General features: G+C 64.5%; 21 protein-coding genes. 14 read left to right on the forward strand and 7 right to left on the reverse strand.

The features are described 5' to 3' along the window. The first annotated feature begins 17 nt into the window (after positions 1–17). The 3 genes from ACIUM1_RS19110 to ACIUM1_RS19120 are packed head-to-tail and all read left to right on the forward strand — an operon-like array spanning position 18 to position 4,582. Positions 18–1,424, forward strand: coding sequence for an MCE family protein (locus tag ACIUM1_RS19110; RefSeq protein ID WP_406817749.1), 1,407 nt, complete (start codon positions 18–20; stop codon positions 1,422–1,424). Then, positions 1,421–2,809 carry an MCE family protein gene (locus ACIUM1_RS19115; RefSeq protein WP_406814172.1) on the forward strand — a complete coding sequence of 463 codons (1,389 nt, stop codon included), beginning with the start codon at positions 1,421–1,423 and terminating at the stop codon, positions 2,807–2,809. Before ACIUM1_RS19110 ends, ACIUM1_RS19115 begins: the two co-directional genes overlap by 4 nt. After that, positions 2,810–4,582, forward strand: coding sequence for an MCE family protein (locus ACIUM1_RS19120; RefSeq protein WP_406814173.1), 1,773 nt, complete (start codon positions 2,810–2,812; stop codon positions 4,580–4,582). Between the two features lie 57 nt (positions 4,583–4,639). Here the strand turns inward: ACIUM1_RS19120 and ACIUM1_RS19125 are convergent, their stop codons facing one another. The 3 genes from ACIUM1_RS19125 to ACIUM1_RS19135 form a co-directional block, all read right to left on the reverse strand. Then, positions 4,640–5,161 (reverse strand): hypothetical protein, encoded by a 522-nt coding sequence (locus ACIUM1_RS19125; RefSeq protein ID WP_406814174.1) that lies wholly within the window; start codon positions 5,159–5,161, stop codon positions 4,640–4,642. Between the two features lie 131 nt (positions 5,162–5,292). Beyond that, the gene (locus ACIUM1_RS19130; RefSeq protein ID WP_406814175.1) at positions 5,293–5,934 is read right to left on the reverse strand and encodes a hypothetical protein; all 642 of its coding nucleotides are present in this window, start codon (positions 5,932–5,934) and stop codon (positions 5,293–5,295) included. Further along, the gene (locus ACIUM1_RS19135) at positions 5,931–6,713 is read right to left on the reverse strand and encodes a hypothetical protein (protein WP_406814176.1); all 783 of its coding nucleotides are present in this window, start codon (positions 6,711–6,713) and stop codon (positions 5,931–5,933) included. The genes ACIUM1_RS19130 and ACIUM1_RS19135 overlap by 4 nt, the downstream gene beginning before the upstream one ends. Positions 6,714–6,893: 180 nt before the next feature. On the opposite strand from ACIUM1_RS19135, the gene ACIUM1_RS19140 reads away from it, so the two are divergent. Further along, a complete protein-coding gene (locus ACIUM1_RS19140; RefSeq protein WP_406814177.1) occupies positions 6,894–7,313 on the forward strand; it encodes a hypothetical protein in 420 nt (139 codons plus the stop codon). An 11-nt stretch (positions 7,314–7,324) separates the two neighbouring features. Here ACIUM1_RS19140 and ACIUM1_RS19145 read toward each other — a convergent pair whose 3' ends face one another. Then, positions 7,325–7,927, reverse strand: a complete 603-nt coding sequence (locus ACIUM1_RS19145) for a TetR/AcrR family transcriptional regulator (protein ID WP_406814178.1) — start codon at positions 7,925–7,927, stop codon at positions 7,325–7,327. 101 nt (positions 7,928–8,028) lie between these two features. Between ACIUM1_RS19145 and ACIUM1_RS19150 the strand changes: the two genes are divergently transcribed. The 4 genes from ACIUM1_RS19150 to ACIUM1_RS19165 are packed head-to-tail and all read left to right on the forward strand — an operon-like array spanning position 8,029 to position 10,488. Continuing rightward, positions 8,029–8,814 carry a hypothetical protein gene (locus ACIUM1_RS19150; protein ID WP_406814179.1) on the forward strand — a complete coding sequence of 262 codons (786 nt, stop codon included), beginning with the start codon at positions 8,029–8,031 and terminating at the stop codon, positions 8,812–8,814. After that, entirely contained in the window at positions 8,811–9,626 is an 816-nt protein-coding gene (locus ACIUM1_RS19155) for a hypothetical protein (protein ID WP_406814180.1), read from the forward strand. The genes ACIUM1_RS19150 and ACIUM1_RS19155 overlap by 4 nt, the downstream gene beginning before the upstream one ends. Next, complete coding sequence (locus tag ACIUM1_RS19160) at positions 9,623–10,201, forward strand: cytochrome c oxidase subunit 3 family protein (RefSeq protein ID WP_406814181.1); 579 nt, start codon at positions 9,623–9,625, stop codon at positions 10,199–10,201. The genes ACIUM1_RS19155 and ACIUM1_RS19160 overlap by 4 nt, the downstream gene beginning before the upstream one ends. Next, the gene (locus tag ACIUM1_RS19165; protein ID WP_406817750.1) at positions 10,201–10,488 is read left to right on the forward strand and encodes a cytochrome C oxidase subunit IV family protein; all 288 of its coding nucleotides are present in this window, start codon (positions 10,201–10,203) and stop codon (positions 10,486–10,488) included. Before ACIUM1_RS19160 ends, ACIUM1_RS19165 begins: the two co-directional genes overlap by 1 nt. 19 nt (positions 10,489–10,507) lie before the next feature. On the opposite strand, the gene ACIUM1_RS19170 is transcribed toward ACIUM1_RS19165, so the two are convergent. Further along, on the reverse strand, positions 10,508–11,803 hold the full coding sequence (locus tag ACIUM1_RS19170) for a cytochrome P450 (RefSeq protein WP_406814182.1): 1,296 nt from the start codon (positions 11,801–11,803) through the stop codon (positions 10,508–10,510). Positions 11,804–11,996: 193 nt separating this feature from the next. On the opposite strand from ACIUM1_RS19170, the gene ACIUM1_RS19175 reads away from it, so the two are divergent. Beyond that, complete coding sequence (locus ACIUM1_RS19175; RefSeq protein WP_406817751.1) at positions 11,997–12,716, forward strand: TetR/AcrR family transcriptional regulator; 720 nt, start codon at positions 11,997–11,999, stop codon at positions 12,714–12,716. On the opposite strand, the gene ACIUM1_RS19180 is transcribed toward ACIUM1_RS19175, so the two are convergent. Both ACIUM1_RS19180 and ACIUM1_RS19185 read right to left on the reverse strand, forming a co-directional pair. Further along, positions 12,632–12,994, reverse strand: a complete 363-nt coding sequence (locus ACIUM1_RS19180; RefSeq protein WP_406817752.1) for a hypothetical protein — start codon at positions 12,992–12,994, stop codon at positions 12,632–12,634. The two genes, ACIUM1_RS19175 and ACIUM1_RS19180, sit on opposite strands and share 85 nt — an antisense overlap. Positions 12,995–13,062: 68 nt before the next feature. Continuing rightward, a complete protein-coding gene (locus ACIUM1_RS19185) occupies positions 13,063–13,818 on the reverse strand; it encodes an enoyl-CoA hydratase/isomerase family protein (RefSeq protein WP_406814183.1) in 756 nt (251 codons plus the stop codon). A 108-nt stretch (positions 13,819–13,926) separates the two neighbouring features. On the opposite strand from ACIUM1_RS19185, the gene ACIUM1_RS19190 reads away from it, so the two are divergent. From ACIUM1_RS19190 to ACIUM1_RS19210, 5 genes are all read left to right on the forward strand, one after another. Next, on the forward strand, positions 13,927–14,346 hold the full coding sequence (locus tag ACIUM1_RS19190; protein WP_406817753.1) for a lipoprotein LpqH: 420 nt from the start codon (positions 13,927–13,929) through the stop codon (positions 14,344–14,346). A gap of 88 nt (positions 14,347–14,434) precedes the next feature. Continuing rightward, positions 14,435–15,625, forward strand: coding sequence for an amidohydrolase family protein (locus ACIUM1_RS19195; protein WP_406814184.1), 1,191 nt, complete (start codon positions 14,435–14,437; stop codon positions 15,623–15,625). A gap of 38 nt (positions 15,626–15,663) precedes the next feature. Beyond that, positions 15,664–17,067 carry a FadD3 family acyl-CoA ligase gene (locus tag ACIUM1_RS19200; RefSeq protein WP_406817754.1) on the forward strand — a complete coding sequence of 468 codons (1,404 nt, stop codon included), beginning with the start codon at positions 15,664–15,666 and terminating at the stop codon, positions 17,065–17,067. Beyond that, the gene (locus tag ACIUM1_RS19205; RefSeq protein WP_406814185.1) at positions 17,064–17,690 is read left to right on the forward strand and encodes a fatty-acid--CoA ligase; all 627 of its coding nucleotides are present in this window, start codon (positions 17,064–17,066) and stop codon (positions 17,688–17,690) included. Before ACIUM1_RS19200 ends, ACIUM1_RS19205 begins: the two co-directional genes overlap by 4 nt. A 10-nt stretch (positions 17,691–17,700) precedes the next feature. After that, the gene (locus ACIUM1_RS19210; protein WP_406814186.1) at positions 17,701–17,886 is read left to right on the forward strand and encodes a bacterioferritin-associated ferredoxin; all 186 of its coding nucleotides are present in this window, start codon (positions 17,701–17,703) and stop codon (positions 17,884–17,886) included. Positions 17,887–17,889: the final 3 nt, after the last annotated feature.

Genomic DNA, 17,889 nt, shown 5'->3' on the forward strand with positions numbered 1-17,889 from the left:
CCTCTCGGATCTCCCGGATGCCGCGCAAGCGGCTGGCGGCCGTGACGGCGGTTGCCTTGGTCGGGCTGATCGTTGCCGGCACCGCCGTGGTCGTCCGTAACACGTTCTTCGGCCCACGAACGATTACCGCCTATTTCACCACCGCCACCGCGATCTACCCCCATGACGAGGTGCGGGTTTCGGGTGTCAAGGTCGGCAACATCAAATCCATTCAGCCGCAGGGCACCCAGGCCAAGATAGTCCTCTCGGTCGACCATGGGGTGCCCATTCCGGCGGACGCGAAGGCGGTTATCGTCGCCCCGAATCTGGTGGCGTCCCGGTACGTCCAACTCACGCCGGCCTATCGCGACAGCGGGCCGGTCATGCGCGACGGGGCGGTCATACCAGTCGAACGCACCGCAGTGCCGGTCGAGTGGGACGAGGTCAAAACCCAGTTGATGCGGCTGGCAACGGATTTGGGACCCAAGAGTGGGGTATCGGGCACATCGGTGGGCCGGTTCATCGACAGCGCCGCCAACGCGCTGGACGGCAATGGCGACAAGCTTCGCCAAACACTCGGCCAACTGTCAGGCGTTGGGCGGATCCTCGCCAACGGCAGCGGCAACATCGTCGACATCATCAAAAACCTGCAGACCTTCGTCGGCGCGCTGCGCGACAGTAACGTCCAGATCGAGCAGTTCAACGGTCGCCTGGCCACGCTCACCAGCGTGGTCAACGACAGCAAATCCGACCTGGACGCGGCGCTGACCGATCTGTCGACGGCGGTCGGGGAGGTACGGCGGTTCATCGCCGGAACTCGCAACCAGACCAGCGAGCAGATCGCCCGATTGGCCGATGTCACACAGAACCTGGTCGATCACCACATGGCCCTGGAAAACATTCTGCACACCTCGCCGAACGCGTTCGGCAACTTCTTCAACGACTACAACGCCGACACCGGAACCATCGTGGGGGGGTTCGGACTGATGAATATGGCGAATCCCACGTGGGGAGGTCAGGTTCTGCTGTCGGTGCCGGGTTGCACGCAGATCGGCGCCATCGAGAACATCACCGCGGTCGAATCGGGCAAGCTGTGCTCCCTGTTCCTCGGACCCGGATTGCGGCAGACCAGCTGGAACAACTCGCCAATTCCCCTAAACCCGTTCATACAGAAGTCGGTTGACCCGTCCAAGGTTCTCTACACCGAACCCCGCCTGGCGCCCGGCGGCGAGGGCCCGAAACCCGGCCCGCCGGAGACCCCGCCCGCCGTGTCGGCCTACACCGGCCTGCCGGGTGATCCGGTGGGACCGCCGGGGGCGGTGCCGCCGGAGCGGATACCGGGCGCGGCGATGCCGCTGCCACCGCCACCGTCGACACCGGCGCCCCCACCGCCGGCGCCGACCGTGTCCGGCATGCTGCTGCCAGACGAAGGGCCACAACAATGATTGCCCGGGTTGCCGCTAAGCGGGTGTTCGCCGTCGGCTGTTGTGTGGTGGTGACGGCGACGGGATGCGCCTTCCACGGCCTGAATTCACTACCGCTGCCCGGTGCGGTCGGGCGCGGCCCGGGGGCCAACATCTACCACGTCGAACTCCCGAATGTCGGTACGATGGAGTCGAATTCACCGGTGATGGTCGACGACGTCGTCGTCGGCAGTGTGGGTGCGATGCGGGTGCAGGGCTGGCACGCCGACGTCGAGATCTCGGTCAAGCGTGATGTGGTGGTCCCGGCCAACGTGGTGGCGACCGTTGGTCAGACCAGCCTGCTGGGCTCGATGCATGTGGAGCTCAATACGCCGCTGGGCCAGCAGGGAATCGGGCGGCTGCAGCCGGGCGCCACCATTCCGCTCAGCCGGTCATCGGCCTACCCGTCGACCGAGCAGACGCTGTCGTCGCTGGGCGCGGTGGTCAATGGCGGTGGATTGGGACAGATCGGGGAGGTCATTCACAATTTCTCGGCTGCCCTGTCCGGGCACGAGGGCGCGGTGCGTGATCTGATTACCCGGCTGGACACGTTCGTGGGAACTCTGGACGACCAGCGGGACAACATCGTTGCCTCGATCCAGGCGCTGAATCGGCTGTCGGCCACGTTCGCCGACCAACGCGACGTAATCACCCAGGCGATCAACAAGATTCCGCCCGCGCTGGAGGTGTTGATCAAGGAGCGGCCGCGTCTGACGGCCGCCCTGGATCACCTTCGTGTGTTCAGCAACACCGCCACCCGGCTGGTCAACGACTCCCAGGCCGACCTGGTCACGAACCTTAAAAACCTGGAGCCGACCATCAAAGCGCTCGCCGACGTCGGGCCCGACTTCGGCGCGGCCATCGCGGCGTCGTTCGTGTTCCCGTTCACTCAGAACTTCGTCGACCGAGCGGTCCGAGGCGATTTCTTCAACCTGCATTTCGATTTCGACATCACGATTCCACGGCTCAAGAAGGGCTTGTTCTTAGGCACCCACTGGGGGCAGCTGGATATGCCCGTGCCACCGGTGCCCGGGGACCCGTATCGGATGAATTACACACTTGATCCGCTGCATAATCCGCTGAGGCCGCCGTGGGTCGACCCCAACGCGTTGCCGCTGCCCCCACCACCGGCGGGTGCAGTGCCGGGCCAGGGTTCGCCACCGGGGAATTATGGACCCCCGCCGGGCCCCCCGCCGAATGCGGCCCCGTTGCCCGGGCCGCCGCCGAATGCGGCACCGTTGCCTGGGCCGCCGCCGAATGCGGCACCGTTGCCTGGGCCGCCGCCTGGCGCGGCCCCGGTGCCCGACGCGGGTCTCGGTCAGGCGCCGGCGCCCGCAGACGCACCTGGAACGGGAGCCGGTGGATAGATGCTGACGCGCTTCGTTCGTATCCAGCTCGCGGTTTTCGCGATCGCCGGAACCATTGGGGTAATCGCAATGGTCCTCTTCTACATCCAAGCGCCGACGTTGCTGGGCATCGGCCGGATGACGGTGACACTGGAGCTGCCGGCCACCGGCGGCCTGTACCGGTTTTCCAACGTGACCTATCGGGGGGTTCAGCTCGGCAAGGTCACCGCCGTGGGTTTGACGCCGACCGGCGCGAAAGCGACGCTGTCGCTGAGCACTTCACCCAAGGTGCCCGCGGACCTGACAGCGTCGGTGCTCAGTGTCTCCGCGGTGGGTGAACAGTACGTGGACCTGCGGCCCAAAACCGACTCGCCGCCCTATCTGCATGACGGCTCGGTTATCACGGTGCGGGACACGACGATTCCGCAGCCGGTCGGCCCGATGCTCGAGCAGGTCAATGCCTTGGTCCAGAGCATCCCCAAGACCAAGCTCGGCCAATTGCTCGACGAGTCCTTTCAGGGCTTCAACGGTTCCGGTTACGACTTGGGGTCACTGCTCGATTCCTCGAAGACGCTGTCCCGCGACGCCAACGGTGTCGTCGATCGCACCCGAGCCCTCACCGAAGACACCGGGCCGCTGCTGGACACCCAGGCGCGCACCACGGATTCGATCAGAACATGGGCGCGCAGCTTCGCCGGCATCTCGGATACGTTGGTGAACAACGATTCTCACTTCCGCACCATCCTGCAGACGGGCCCTGACGCGGCGAACGAAGCATCCCGGCTTCTGGAACAAATCAAACCGACGCTGCCGGTGTTGCTTGCCAACCTGACCACCATCGGGCAGATCGGCGTCACCTACCATCCGTCGATCGAGCAGTTACTCGTGTTGTTGCCGTCGGGGGTTGCGATCGAGGAGGCCGCTCAGGGTGAAAACCATCCCGACGGTAGGGCTTACGGCGACTTCGCCGCCACCGTCGACGATCCGCCTATTTGCACGGTCGGCTTCATGCCGCCCAACACCTGGCGATCCCCGGACGACCTCACCGACATCGACACACCGGACGGGTTGTATTGCAAACTTCCGCAGGATTCACCCATCGGGGTTCGCGGTGCCCGCAACTATCCGTGCATGGGTCACCCGGGTAAGCGCGCGCCGACCGTCGAAATCTGCAACAGCGACAAGCCGTACATGCCGCTGGCGATGCGCCAGCACACCCTCGGTCCCTATCCGCTGGACCCGAATCTGATAGCCCAGGGTGTCCCGCCCGATGACCGGATCACTACCAACGACAGGATTTTCGGCCCGGTCGAGGGAACGCCGCTGCCGCCGGGCGCGGTGCCGCGCGGCGCCCCTGCGGGCCCGCGCGGAGAAAATCCGCCACCGGGCACGGTCGGAGCCGCCGTTCCGCCGTTGCCGTCGTCGGGCCCGTCGCTACCGATGTCGAGAATGTCGGCGGACCTGCCGCCCATTGCGCCACTCGACGTCCCCGTGGCGGGAGAACTTCCGCCGCCGCCCGCCGCGCCGCCGGCACTGCCGTTAGCCCCGCTAGTTCCTCCCGATTCCGCGCCGGCCGACCCCGCCCCCGCCGACAAACCGGCCGGCGGCCAAGGTCCTCAGGCTGCGCCAAGTTCGTTCGGAGCCAACGCATCCAAGCCCGAGCCCTCGGTCGTGGTGGCAAAGTACGATCCGCGCACCGGCCGGTATGTCGGTCCGGACGGGAAGCTGTACCAGCAGTCGGATCTCGTTGCTCCGAAAGCGCCTAAGACGTGGAAGGACATGCTTCCCACCTGACTTCGCCGTCAGCCGAAGCGGCCCGAGAGGCCGGTCAATGCAGCTACGACTGTCCGGTCAGGAGAGCTGGTCGAGGCGCAACGGCATCGTGATATCAAGCCACTGGTTTTGCCCGCAGGCACCGCTTGGGCCGACCGTCTTGTCCTTGCCCGAGAAGACCTGCGATCCGATCTGGAACCCACCGTTGTCGTTCACCGGGTAGAAGAAGAAGGTCTGCTGGCCGGGGAACGCGGTGCCGTCCTGGCACCGCTCCCAGTTCGGCACTTCGCGCCTCACCTTCCACATCTCCCCGTCGTTCATGTACAGGGCCGCGGTCCAGCCCTGGTCGCTCGTCACCGAGCCGTGGCAGGCCAGGGTCGTGTCGCACGTCGAACTGATGGTCCATGTTTGGTAAACCGTCGGTTCGCCGAAGTACTGATCATTTCTTTGGGCCCAATCGCCAATGGACGTGGCGCGGAAAGTCCCGTTGATGGCGACGTCTTCCTTGGTTATCGCCTGGGCTGGGGATGCAGTGCTCAAACCGACGAATGCGGTGGCGGCCAATAGCGTTGCGGTGGTGAGTGTTTTGACTGAACGCATCAGGTGCTCCTCGAAGCGCGAAATCCGACAGTGCCTACGGCACCTTTTCGCCGTCGGTTGCGGCTTTCCCGAGCGATGACGTTACACTGCTGCGGGTCGCCTGGTAATGGTTAAGACAAGATCTGCCGCGCTCATCCGGACGGGTCGAATTTTGCGATCAGCCAGGAACCGTTGACTTTTGTCAGCGTGACCAAGACGCTGCTCTGCGTATTCTCGGGATCTTTCTTTTGCACGCTTTTGGTGGTCTGGTCGACGAAAACCAGCACGACGGCGGAATCGGGATGCAATTCCGAGACCGCGGCTCGAATCACTTTGGCCGTCGCCGTCAGTCGGCCCTTCTGTGCCACCGGCGCGACGACCTCGTCGCTGAATTTGCTGTAGTAGGCCAGCATGTCGCCGGTGAGATGCGATCTCGCGTTGTCGAAATCGCGGTTCAAATGGTCATAGGAATACGACAACACGGCCACGGCACCATCTGACGCCGCCTGAATTGCCCGGCGCGCCGCCGCGTCGCCGACCTGCTGATCCGGCCGGTACAGGGTGAAGTACACGCCGGCAGCGACCCCCACGGCGGCAATAACCAACGTTGTCGCGACGATCGAACGCCACCTTGCCAAATACGGTTGGGCCCGCCGCCGAATCGCTGCCAGCCGGCGCAACCGGGTCGGCTCCCCGCTGGCGGGTGGCCGCCCATTCTCGTCGTCGGGTGAAGTCTGGGCGCCGTCGGTCGCCATTTCGGTGCCGTCCAGCGACGAGCCATGTTCGACAGTCATCGCAGGAAATCAACTTTCGACATCTTGAGCCGGCCGCCGTCGCGGTTCATGTTGACGCTCAGCCGAAACAAGGCCGGTGGCGGTTTGGCGTTATCCGGCCCAATGGGATCGGTTTTCGCCGCCACCAGCACGACTCCCGCATTGTCGCTCAACGACTGGACGGCGACCGCTTCGATGGTGACCTTGGTGCCGACCTTGGTCTCCTCGGCCTTCTTGACCATCAGGATCGACAGCACCGATAGCTGGTCCTTCTGGTCGCCCGTGGAGGCATCGATGGTGCGCTGAACGTCTTCCTTGGCATGATCGGGATCAATCGACATGAAAGCCGTGATCCCTTGCCGGGCAGCTGCACTGAACTCCGCGGCGAGTTGGCGATTGTGCACCGCGACATGGTGCTGCCACAGCATGTAACCGGTCGCGGCGACAGAGGCCGAGAAGAGCACGGAGCCGACGCCGGCCGCTACTGTTTTCCGCTTTGGACGCCGCAGCCACCGTGGCCGTCCCGGACGCCGGAGCCGCAGCCGTTTCCGGGCCTTTGCCGGGCGCTGCTCGACATCTTCGGAGTCGTCATCCGCGCCCCCGCTTTCGGCGGCCCGGCGCAGCTTTGACAGGCGTGCCCGAGCCGCCTCGGCGCGCGCTTCGGCCTGGGCAACTTCATCTTCTGGGTCGGCTTCCGGGAGGGGCGCTACGGCCTTCGACTCGACCCCCGGTTGGACGGGACCGGCCACGGCCGCCGCATCATCAGATGGGTCGGCGTCAGGCCTCTCCGGATCGTGCACGGAGAAGCAGCTTATCACTTTGACCTGGGCTCAACTCCGCAGAGGACGGCGGCTGTGGTGGCCTTTACATGCGGAAATGCCCGCCCCCGGGAAGCGGGGCGGAGTGGTGTTCGGATGGCCCGGCGCCGACCGCCATTCGGTTCAGGTGATCTTCTCCAACCAGGAGAATTTTCCTTTCCGATGTGGCAGAGTAATCGGGTGCGATCCATCGTGGCCCTGGTTGCCGCGTTGCTCGGCGCCGGTGTGGTGGCGGCGCCGCCAGCATCGGCCGGACCGACCGTCTGCGACTACCCCGCGTGCACCCCGGGCATCATGCCGCATCAGGTTCTCGGTGCGCCCTGTGACAACACCACCTACTACGCCTTCGGCGTCGCCGACGGTTACGTTTCATTCGCCTCGGAGCCCGGCCGGCTGATGTTCTGCGGCTCGCCGAGGCGATACCAGCCTCGGTGGTTCCGCTCACCGCCGATGGCCGGGGTCAAGGACGAAAACTCCGATTGCCAGAACTATCTGAACTACGTCGCGCAGGCGCCTGATGGTCTGTTCCTGATCTGTATTGCTCACGACGGCATATCGAGCTGGGTTCGCGCCGACACGTAGCCGCATCGCTTTCAGTCGCGGGATTTTCGAGGCAGTCCGAGCAGGCGCCGGCTCAAGTCGGTAACCCGATCGAGCAGGGTCTCGTCGTCGATGTCGGCCACCAGTGGATGCATGACCGCGGTGCTGAGCGCGCCGGAGAACATGGCCGCCTCGATCCGCCCGTCCAGTCCCGCATCGCTCAACAGCACCCGGTACAGCCGGTCCATGAAAAGCTGAAACGGCTTGTGCTCGGCCAGCAGCCGGACCACGACGGGATCGAATTGCAACGTGCGCACCAACCGGCGATCGCGAACGGCCATCTCAACCACACGCACCAACAAGGCATCTCGTGCTTGCGGCCCGTCGTCGTATGCCTCGGCCTCCTCGAGGGCCGGCTCGAGCCGGCCCAGTTCGCGCTCGGTCACGGCGATGACGATCTGCTCTTTGGTCCGAAATTGGTGGTAGACAGCAGCTTTCGTGATACCGACGGCGTCGGCGATCATCTGCAGCGACGTACCGCTGACGCCGTGGGTGGCGATCAACTCCAACGCGGCATCGAGTACCCGTGTCCGGGCCGGACTGTGCTCGACGAGCCAGAATTGCTCGTCGGTGTCCGGCTGCCGTGCTGTTCCCACGCACCGAGACTAGACGACGCTCTTGACCGTGGCTAGCCGATCGGCTAGCTTCGCTCACTAGCCACATTTCGGCAGCGATCTCGTGCGGCGAAGGAGTTCTGATGTCCGACGGCGGCGGCAACGATGCAGGCGGTAGCCAATCGGCGCGAACCGCGTCTCGGCGGACCGATGGCGAGCTGATTCTGCTCTGGACGTTGCCGGTGGCGCTGATCCTGTGGATCGCCGCTTTCCTCCTGTTCCCGGGATTCAACCCGCCGATGTCACCCACCATGCCGGCGGAGCAGGTGGCTGCCTTCTACCGCGATCCGGCGCATATCCCGGAAATCCGTTCCAGCATGATCCTGTTCAACTGGTTCGGGGTATGCCTCGTGCCGATCCTGGCCCTGATCGTGCTGCAGATCCGCCGCATGGCGCATCGAACGCCGATCTTCTCCTACGCTATGCTCGGCTGCGCGGCCGGCGGTCCGACACTGTTTCTCGTCGCCGATGTCTGCTGGCTGCTGGCCGCCTTCCGGCCGGAGCGCAGCCCCGAGCTGACTCAGCTGCTCAATGACCTGGCCTGGATCACCTTCACCATCCTGGTTCCATTTCTCATCGGGCAGTGCGTAATCTTGGCCCTGGCAATCTTTTTCGATGACGCGTCGCGCCCGGTGTTCAACCGTTGGGTCGCCTACTTCAATCTTCTGGTGGGGGCTGCGCTGGTGCCGGCGTCATTCGTCGGCGTCTCGTTGACCGGTCCGCTGGCCTGGGACGGCCTGCTGTCGTTCTGGGTGAAAAATGTCGCCATCGCCATCTGGATCGTCGTGATGGGCGTCGTCTTGGGGCAAGCCGTGTATCGCGAGCGTGCCGAGAACCTCGAAAGCCCAGCGGAATTGGCTACCGCGTGAGTGCGGTGAGCACCCCGCCGACGTCCTTGGCAACGCCGCCCACCGGTCCGCTGCATAGCCGAATCGGTTGGCATCTGAAGCGCGACCCCAAGCGAGAACTGTGGCTGGCGTGGACGGTGCTCATGGTGTTCTACGGCCTGTTCTTCCCGATGTTCTTCATCGTGGCCCAAGTCCAGCCCCCACCGGAGCCCACCTGGGACCTCGCGACGCAGGGCCACTGGTTCGCCGAACGCCACCTCGGCATACCCATCGGCTTCGGGGTCATCTTCGCCATCAGCGGCATGACCACGGTCAACAATGCCCTCATCGCGTATTCCATGCGGCGCATGTCGGTCAGCCGCGCGTTCGGCTACTCGTATCTCGTCATCTACTCGCTCGCCGCAGTTCCCGGCATGCTGCTGCTCAACATCGCCCTGATCGTCGGCACGCTGCGACCCGACCGCGACCCCCAGCTGATCGGATGGCTGTATGACTTCGCCTTCCTGTCATTCGACGGCACCATGGGAGTGTTCCTGATTGGTTCACTGATCTGGATGGTGGCTATCCTGCTCGACAAGAATCGGGTATTCCCCAAGTGGTTCGGCTATCTCAACCTGTGCAATGCCCTGACCGAGGTGGTCGTGGCGCCCTGCTGGATCTTCCGGCGCGGCGTGTTCGCGTGGGACGGCGAAATCGCCTGGTGGCTGGACATGGTCGTGTTCGGCATCTACCAGGTCACGTTCATCGTCATGCTGTTTCAGATGATCCGCCGCGAAGACTTCGGGACCGGGGAGCTGCCGGACCTGCCGCGGAAGAAGGCGGTGGCGCGGTGACCGACGTAGCCGACAGGCGCGGACGCGTCAGGGCCGTGCCGGGCCAGCCCGACATGTGGGCCTTCGTACTGTTCGAAACCCTGGTGTTCACCGGCTATTTCGGCTTCTACCTGTTTTCCCGGGGCCGCAATCCCGAGCTTTTCCTGCACTCGCAGGCTCACCTCGACCTGCGCGTCGGGGTCTTCAACACCTTGGTGCTGCTGCTCAGCTCATGGTCGGTGGCGCGGTGTGTTCAATCGGCTCGTGCCGGCGCCTACCGAGCGGCCCTGCGGGATGTCTTCATCACGGCGGCATTCGCCATGGTGTTCCTGTTCTTCAAGGTGTTCGAGTGGGTCCGGCTGGTCCAAGCCGGAAATGGCATAGAGCGCAACGACTTCTTCATGTTCTATTTCTTCCTCACCGGGATCCACTTCGTCCACCTGCTGATCGGCTTCGTCGTCCTCGGCGTCGTCGTCTACCAACTCCGGAGTCCGGCGCGGCGCTCCCAGGAAATCATCGAGACCTGCGCAACGTATTGGCACACCGTTGATTTCCTCTGGGTGCTCATTTTTGCGCTGCTCTACGTGGTGAGGTGATCGGAATCAGATTCAACAAGAGATTGCTGTTCGTCTGGACTATCTTGGCCGCGTTGACGCTGGCCTATCTGTGGATAGACCACGCCGCCGACGGGGCGCTGAAAGCCAGCGCCGTGGTCACGTCGAGCGTCATCGTCATCGCACTGGTCAAGGTGCGCATCATCTTTCGCGAATTCATGGAGGTGCGAGACGCCCCCGTCCTGCTCTGCCGACTGACCGACGCGTGGGTGGTGTTGATCGCCGTGGTCTTGCTCGGCTGTTACTTCGCCGGGATGCAGGTGCGGTAGCGCTCGCCAGTGAAAATCCCTACGCCACCGGCGCGACCGCGTCCGCGGTGGTGAATCTCAGGTGCAGTTCGCTCAGGCCGCGGAGGATATACGTCGGCTCGTAGGTGTAGCGGCGCTCCGCGGCGGGCCCGTGATGGGCTTCGTTGATCTCGATGTGTGGCATCCGGTCCAGGATCCGCTCGATCGATACGCGGCCCTCGACCCGGGCGAGCGGGCCGCCGGGGCAGGAGTGCACGCCACGGGCGAACGCCATGTGTTCGCGCACATTCTTGCGGCGCAGGTCGAACTCGTGCGGGTTCTCGAATCGGCGTGGGTCGCGGTTGGCCGCACCCGGCAGGATCATCACGACGGTGCCGGCGGGGATGTCCACCCCGCCGATGGTGGTTGCCTTGCGGGCCAGCCGGGAGTCGCTCTTGACAGGGCTGTCCATCCGAAGTGATTCCTCGATGAACCCGGGGATCAGGCTGCGGTCCTCACGCAACTGTTGCTGGATGTCTGGCCGGTCACCGATTACCTGCAGCGCGGCGCTGAGCAGTTTCGCCGTGGTCTCCTGACCCGCGGCGAAGAGGAATGTCGCCGAGCGGACCACCTCGATCACCGGGGGCGTCGATCCGTCCGGGTACTTGGCTTCCGCCAGGAAGGTCAGCACGTCGGCGCGCGGCTCGCGCCGCCGATCCTCGATGTAGGTACAGAACTTGTCGTCGAGCCACTCGAGGGGGTTGATGCCCACCGACTCGTGGTCCAGGGCGCCCACCCGCGCCTCGGGGCGATCGGCACCCAGGACCTTACGGAACTCCTTGTGATCCTCTTCCGGCACGCCGAGCAGGTCGGCGATCACCAGGGTGGCGAACGGCTTGGAATATTCGGCGATGAACTCGCACTCACCGGTGCCGAGGAACTCGTCGAGCTGACGATCGGCCAGGCGCCACATGAACTCCTCGTTCTGCTTCAGCCGGCTGGGGGTCAGCAGTTTGGCGAGCACCGATCGGGCCTTGGTGTGTTCCGGCGGATCCATGGTGACCATGTGCTCGTTCATCGGGAAGGAGCTGCGGTGCGCATCGATCTGCGGGCTGATGTCGTCGCCTTCGGGCGTGAACGGGAGCGGTGGGAAGGGTCCGCCCAGGGCGACGATGTTGGAGAAGGTGTCCGGGTCCTTATAGACCTCGCAGGCTTCGTCGTAGCCGGTAACCGCGACCACGCCGTAGTGCGGCAGGCGCAGCACCGGGTTCTGGCTGCGCAGGTGGTCGAAGTAAGGGTGCGGGTCTGGGACCAGTGACGGATCGGTGAAGAAGTCGATCGAGTCGAAGGTGCTCATCGGATTACGTCTCCCTGGGCTGGGTTGACCGGTGTAGTCGGCGGCAATCGGTAGCGCCGCCCGATCTCGAGAACCGAAAATATGCTGAGCACCTGCTTAGCATGGCGGTAATGTCAGGGTCAAGGTCGGCGCGCCGCGCCACGATACGATCCGTGTGGTCGGCACGGGATGGCACAGAGTACGGAGCAGGCACATGACATCGGCCCGCAGAATCGGGGCGCCGGACGCGAAAAACCGCGTCTTGTTGCTCGATGCCGCCGAACAGTTGATGCTCGAAGAGGGCTACGCCGCGGTGACGTCGCGGCGACTGGCGAACAAGGCCGGGCTGAAGCCTCAACTGGTGCACTACTACTTCCGCACCATGGAAGAGCTTTTCCTGGAAGTCTTTCGGCGCCGGGCCGAAGAGGCGCTCGAGGCGCACGCGCAAATGCTGAAGTCGCCACAGCCGCTGTGGGCGCTGTGGCGATTCGGCACCGATCCAGCGTTCACGCGAATCTCCATGGAATTCATGGCACTGGCCAATCATCGCAAGGACATGCGGGCCGAAATCGCTTATTACGCCGAGCGTTTCCGCGAAGAGCAGCGCCAAGCGGTGGCGACGGCGCTGGAGCGCTACGGCTCCAGAATTCAAGACGAGGGCCAGGACATCGACATTCCTCCGGTGGTGTGGACGGTGCTGATGAGCAGCCTGTCGCGCTTTCTGGTGCTCGAGCAGGCAATCGGTATGTCCGCCGGTCATGCCGAGACGGTGGAGTTGGTCGAAAACTATTTGCGCCGCCTGGAAGGCGAACCGCAGCCGATCGAGGGCGTGCCGGAGACCTGGCTGGTTCACCAGTTCCGCAGGGAACAGAGCACGCCTTTAGGGCCGTCCTTGGATACGACGACGGCGCCGTCGACCGCCAGATCACAGTGAAGTCCCGGCGTGCCGGGCTCGGTGCCCGTGCTCGCCACCACCATCGCGTAATGGTCGGGGTCCGACATGTCCAGATCGAAGCCCCACGGCTTGCCCGGGGCCAGGTCGACGTCGACGTGTGGTGTGAACGAGTAGGGGTTGTGGCTGTAGTCGGAGAACTTTTCGGGCTGATGGTCCAGGTAATAGATGCTGGTGTAAATCGGATTCTGCGCGCTGACGGTGTATCTGACGTGATGCATGACCGGGTCGGCATGCGCCGGCCCGTTTCCCACCAGCAGACCCGCTGTCGCCAACAGCGAAGCCAACGACACGACGGAGCCGACGCCCATCATTGTCTTCATCGTGGTCATGACGCTCCTCCGGCTGCCGGGCGCGGCTTGGCGTTGCGGTTCATCACCCGTTCTGCGGCCTGCCAGTGCGGGTCGGCAACCCATAACCGTGCGAAGGATGCTATCGCCTCCTCGGCGGAAACTCCGCGGATTACCCGCTTTATCGCGGCCGCGGGCTGGCGTGCCAGCGACCGTGCGACGGCTCGCCACCCCTGGTCAGGCGAGTCGAACACGCCGCGGGGCACTACTTGATCCACCAAGCCGATGCGTTCGGCATCGGCCGCGGTGAGGGCGGTTCCCGAGCCGGCCAACAGCAGCGCCCTGCTCTTTCCGACCAGCGTGGCGAGCCGCTCGGCTCCGCCCCAGGCCGGCATGATCTCCAGCTGCACCTGGTTGAAGGCGATCTTGACATCGTCGGCGGCCACTCGGATGTCGGCGGCGACCGCGACTTCGGCGCCGCCGCCGAACGCGTGGCCGTTGAGCGCGGCGATGACCGGGGCGGGGAAGTCCGCCAGCTGATCGCAGATGGACCGCATCCGCCGGGCCATGGCCGCGGCGGCCTCCTCGGTCCGCAGCGCGCTCAATTCTTTGAGGTCACCACCGGAGACGAAAGCCTTGTCCCCGGCGCCCTTGATCACCAGCGCCCGCGCATCCGCCGCCGCATCGAGCGCCTTCTCCAGCTGGTCCATGGTGTCCAGACCGATGGCGTTGCGCGCGTGCGGACGGTCGATGGTGACCACCGCCAAGCCGTCGTCGATCTCCAGGTCCACCATCTGTTATCGCTCCTCGACAACAACCCGATATTGGCATTCTCTTTTGGCGAGAATAACATCATCGCTGCAGGCCCAAGAACTTTCGTCAACGAGGATGGAGGTGACCCGATGCGGAATCGGATCGTGGCCGCTACCGCAGTCCTGGCCATTGCTTTGGTCAGCGCATGCACGTCGCGCCCGCCAGCCCAAATCGCCAGCACGGCATCGGTCACCGTGAACGGCAACAACCGGAATTTCCACATCGTGAAGTGCGGCCAGCGGGACTGGACTCGGACGATCGAGATCGGCGGCGATTTTGCCGGCGCCAAGCTCATCGTCGACGAGAGCGCGCAACCCGCGACGGTCGAGTCGGTGCGTATCCAAAACCTGGGTGGCTTCACCGGCATGTACTCGCGGGGTGATGGCGGCAGCGCAGACATGAGCATGACGGGCGACAAGTTCACCGTCTCCGGCACCGCCAACGGTTACCGAACCGACAAGCCTGGTGAACCGGCCGACGCCACCTACAAGATCTTCGTGTCGTGCTGATCCCGTCGAACCGGTGGTTCGACGGAACCGCGTTGCGATTTGGCGGCTGTAGAGAATAGTATTCTCACAAATCAAGAAGGAGGATTTCATGGGCCAGTTGTCGCATCGGGAAGACGTCCCGTTTCCGATCTTTGACGCCGACAATCACCTGTACGAGCCGCCGGAGGCGCTGACCAAGTTCCTGCCCAAGGAGTACAAGGACTTCATCCAGTACGTGCAGATCAACGGGCGGACGAAGATCGCCATCCGCGGCCACATCAGCAACTACATCCCCAACCCGACTTTCGAGGTCGTCGCCCGGCCGGGTGCCTGGGAGGAGTACTTCAAGTACGGCAACCCGGACGGGAAGAGCAAGCGCGAACTGTTCGGCGAGCCGATGCGCGCGATCCCGGCGTTCTTCGAGCCCGGCCCGCGCCTGGAGAAGATGAACGAGCTGGGTCTGGACCGCACGCTGATGTTCCCGACACTGGCCAGCCTCCTCGAGGAACGGCTGCGCGACGACCCGGTCGCCGTCCACGTGCTGATCCACGCGCTGAACGAGTGGCTGGACGAGGTCTGGGGGTTCAACTACCAGAACCGGATCTTCACCACCCCGGTCATCACCCTGCCGATCGTCGAGAAGGCGATTGAGGAACTGGAGTGGGCCGTCAAGCGCGGCGCCCGCGCCATCCTGGTCCGCCCCGCGCCGGTCCCCGGGTTCCGCGGTCCGCGGTCGTTCGCGGTGCCCGAATTCGACCCGTTCTGGGAGCGGGTCGTCGAGCACGACGTACTGGTCGGCATGCACTCCAGCGACAGTGGCTATTCGCGGTACACCTCCGAGTGGGACGGCGCCGAACAAGAGATGCTGCCCTTCCAAACCAATGCGATGGGCATCCTCAACGAATGGCGGCCGATCCAGGACGCGGTGGGCTCCTGGGTGATTCACGGCGCGCTGTACCGCCACCCGAAGCTGAAGGTCGCGATCGTCGAGGCCGGTTCGAAGTGGATGACCCCGTTGCTGGACGGCCTGGCCGAGGTCTTCCGGAAGGCGCCGGAAGTTTTTCCGAGCGACCCCGTCGAGATGGTCAAGAACCGGATCCACGTCAGCCCGTTCTTCGAGGACGGAATCGACGATCTGGTCAACCTCGTCGGCGTGGACCAGGTGCTGTACGGCTCGGACTGGCCGCACCCGGAGGGACTGGCGGAGCCGACGTTCTACGTCAACGCGCTGTCGCACCTGTCCGTTGAGGACCAGGCAAAGATCATGGGCGGCAACCTCGGTCGACTCGTCACGGTGTGACGCACCGGCCAGTACCGGCATGGCAGACCATCCCCGAGATGGTCTTGAGCGCGGCGGACCGGTTCGGCGACGCGGAAGCGGTCGTCGACGGTCCGCTGCGCTTGACTTTCAAGCAGGTGGTCGAGCGAATCCGCTGCGCCGCAGGCGCTTTCGCTGAACTCGGCGTCGAAAAGGGTGACCGGGTCGCGATCTGGGCACCCAATTCGGCCGAGTGGATCGTCGCCGCGTTCGGGTTGCTCACCGCCGGTGGTGTGCTCATCCCGGTCAACACCCGGTTCAAAACCCAAGAAGCCGGCGACATCATCGTCCGCAGCAGGGTGAAGGCCGTCCTGGTCCAAAAGGGCTTCCTGGACCAGGATTACACCGCGCCGGCGGGAGTGCCCGTCATCGACCTGAAGTCCGACTTCCTGTCCAGCGGTTCACCGTTCGAGCGGTCGGTGAGCGGCACCGACACCTCCGACATCATCTTCACCTCCGGCACGACCGGGCGCCCCAAGGGGGCGATGCTGAGTCACGGCCAAACGCTGCGCATGTATGAGGAGTGGGCGACGCTTGCGGACCTGCGCGAGGGCGATCGCTATTTGCAGATCAACCCGTACTTTCACACGTTCGGCCTGAAGGCGGGTCTGATTACGTCATTCCTGCGCGGTGCCACCATGCTGCCGGTCCCGGTGTTCGACGTCGACACGGTGGTGGATCTCATTGAACGCGAACGCATCACGATGCTCCCCGGCCCCCCGACGCTGTATCACTCGTTGCTGACGGTGCAGGACAAGTCCCGGCTGTCGTCACTGCGTGCGGGTGTCACCGGCGCCGCGGACATCCCCGTCGAACTGGTCCGTCGCATCCATGACGAACTGCCGTTCCAAACGTTGATGACGGGTTACGGGCTCACCGAGGCCGGCAACGTCACGCTTTCGCTGCCGGGCGATTCCTTCGAGGATGTCGCCACCACCGCGGGCGTGCCGTGCGCGGGGGTCGAGGTGCGCATCGCCGATGACGGCGAGGTACTGGTCCGCGGCTACGGAGTCATGAAGGGGTATCTGGACGAACCGGAGGCCACCGCACAAGCGATCGATGACGACCGCTGGCTGCACACCGGAGATCTGGGGAACTTCACCGAGGCCGGACGGCTACGCATCGTCGGCCGCAAAAAGGACATGTTCATCGTCGGCGGCTTCAACGCCTACCCGGCCGAGATCGAAGGGTTCCTGCTCAACCACCCTGCCGTCGCGCAGGCGGCCGTCATCGGCGTCCCCGACGACCGGATGGGCCAGGTCGGCAAAGCCTTCGTGGTCCGCAAAGGCGACGTCAGCGCCGACGAATTGATCGGCTGGTGTCGCGAACGCATGGCCGGATTCAAGGTGCCGCGCACGGTAGAGTTCCTCAATTCACTTCCACTCAACGCGACGGGGAAAGTGATGAAAGACCAACTCCGATGAACAACGGTGATATCCACTCGATGGTGATCGCGTCGGACTACCGCGTCCCCGATCCCACCCGGGTATGGCCGCTGCTGGAACGGAATAGGGCCGCCCTGGCCGATATCGGCGCGCACCACGTGCTGGTCTACACCTCCACCCACGACCACGGCCGGGTACTGGTGATGATCGGCGTCCACAGCCGTGAGCCGATCGTGGAGCTGTTGCGGTCCCGCGTCTTCTTCGATTGGTTCGACGAGGCCGGCGTGGAAGACATCCCCGCGGTCTTCGCCGGCGAAATCGTCGACAGGTTCATCGCGCAGCCACCGAAGACCCCGGCCGCACCCGGCGTCGTGGTGGCCGCCGTCGCCTCGGTCAACGACGTTTCAACCTTGACCAGCCAAGTGTCTTCGGCCATGGACAGATTCGCTGCGGCCGGTGTTCAAAAGACTTGGGTATTCCGGGCTTTCGACGACGATCATGAGGTGCTGATCATGTCGGAGCTGCCGGACGAAGCAAGCGCGCGGCGATGGATTGACCATCCCGACGCAGCGGCTGAATGGCTGTCCGGTGCCGGAGTGGGGGCCTACCCCCCGATATTCGTCGGCCGCTTCACCAACATGATGCGCATCGAGGCGGACTGAGGACTCGCCGGTGTTCGTGTGCCTGTGTAACGGAGTCACCAGTCAAACCGTGACCGAGGCGGTGCAATGCGGGGCGTCGACCACGAAACAAGTCGCCCAGGCGTGCGGAGCCGGCGCCGACTGCGGACGTTGTCGGCGGACGGTGCAGGCCATCCTGCGATCCGCCAGTCCGGAGCGAACGCCGAACTCGCGCTAGAGC

Origin of the sequence: Mycobacterium sp. M23085 (genome assembly GCF_045343915.1) — a bacterium.
In the GTDB taxonomy this organism is placed as follows: domain Bacteria; phylum Actinomycetota; class Actinomycetes; order Mycobacteriales; family Mycobacteriaceae; genus Mycobacterium.

What these genes read in the sequence shown, in the direction of transcription:
- ACIUM1_RS19175 (WP_406817751.1), top strand. Translation starts at nt 11,997, where the DNA reads ATGACATCGGCCCGCAGAATCGGGGCGCCGGACGCGAAAAACCGCGTC.
- ACIUM1_RS19125 (WP_406814174.1), bottom strand. Translation starts at nt 5,161, where the DNA reads ATGCGTTCAGTCAAAACACTCACCACCGCAACGCTATTGGCCGCCACC.
- ACIUM1_RS19140 (WP_406814177.1), top strand. Translation starts at nt 6,894, where the DNA reads ATGTGGCAGAGTAATCGGGTGCGATCCATCGTGGCCCTGGTTGCCGCG.
- ACIUM1_RS19130 (WP_406814175.1), bottom strand. Translation starts at nt 5,934, where the DNA reads ATGACTGTCGAACATGGCTCGTCGCTGGACGGCACCGAAATGGCGACC.
- ACIUM1_RS19150 (WP_406814179.1), top strand. Translation starts at nt 8,029, where the DNA reads ATGTCCGACGGCGGCGGCAACGATGCAGGCGGTAGCCAATCGGCGCGA.
- ACIUM1_RS19185 (WP_406814183.1), bottom strand. Translation starts at nt 13,818, where the DNA reads ATGGTGGACCTGGAGATCGACGACGGCTTGGCGGTGGTCACCATCGAC.
- ACIUM1_RS19120 (WP_406814173.1), top strand. Translation starts at nt 2,810, where the DNA reads ATGCTGACGCGCTTCGTTCGTATCCAGCTCGCGGTTTTCGCGATCGCC.
- ACIUM1_RS19110 (WP_406817749.1), top strand. Translation starts at nt 18, where the DNA reads ATGCCGCGCAAGCGGCTGGCGGCCGTGACGGCGGTTGCCTTGGTCGGG.
- ACIUM1_RS19190 (WP_406817753.1), top strand. Translation starts at nt 13,927, where the DNA reads ATGCGGAATCGGATCGTGGCCGCTACCGCAGTCCTGGCCATTGCTTTG.
- ACIUM1_RS19205 (WP_406814185.1), top strand. Translation starts at nt 17,064, where the DNA reads ATGAACAACGGTGATATCCACTCGATGGTGATCGCGTCGGACTACCGC.
- ACIUM1_RS19200 (WP_406817754.1), top strand. Translation starts at nt 15,664, where the DNA reads ATGGTCTTGAGCGCGGCGGACCGGTTCGGCGACGCGGAAGCGGTCGTC.
- ACIUM1_RS19115 (WP_406814172.1), top strand. Translation starts at nt 1,421, where the DNA reads ATGATTGCCCGGGTTGCCGCTAAGCGGGTGTTCGCCGTCGGCTGTTGT.
- ACIUM1_RS19170 (WP_406814182.1), bottom strand. Translation starts at nt 11,803, where the DNA reads ATGAGCACCTTCGACTCGATCGACTTCTTCACCGATCCGTCACTGGTC.
- ACIUM1_RS19195 (WP_406814184.1), top strand. Translation starts at nt 14,435, where the DNA reads ATGGGCCAGTTGTCGCATCGGGAAGACGTCCCGTTTCCGATCTTTGAC.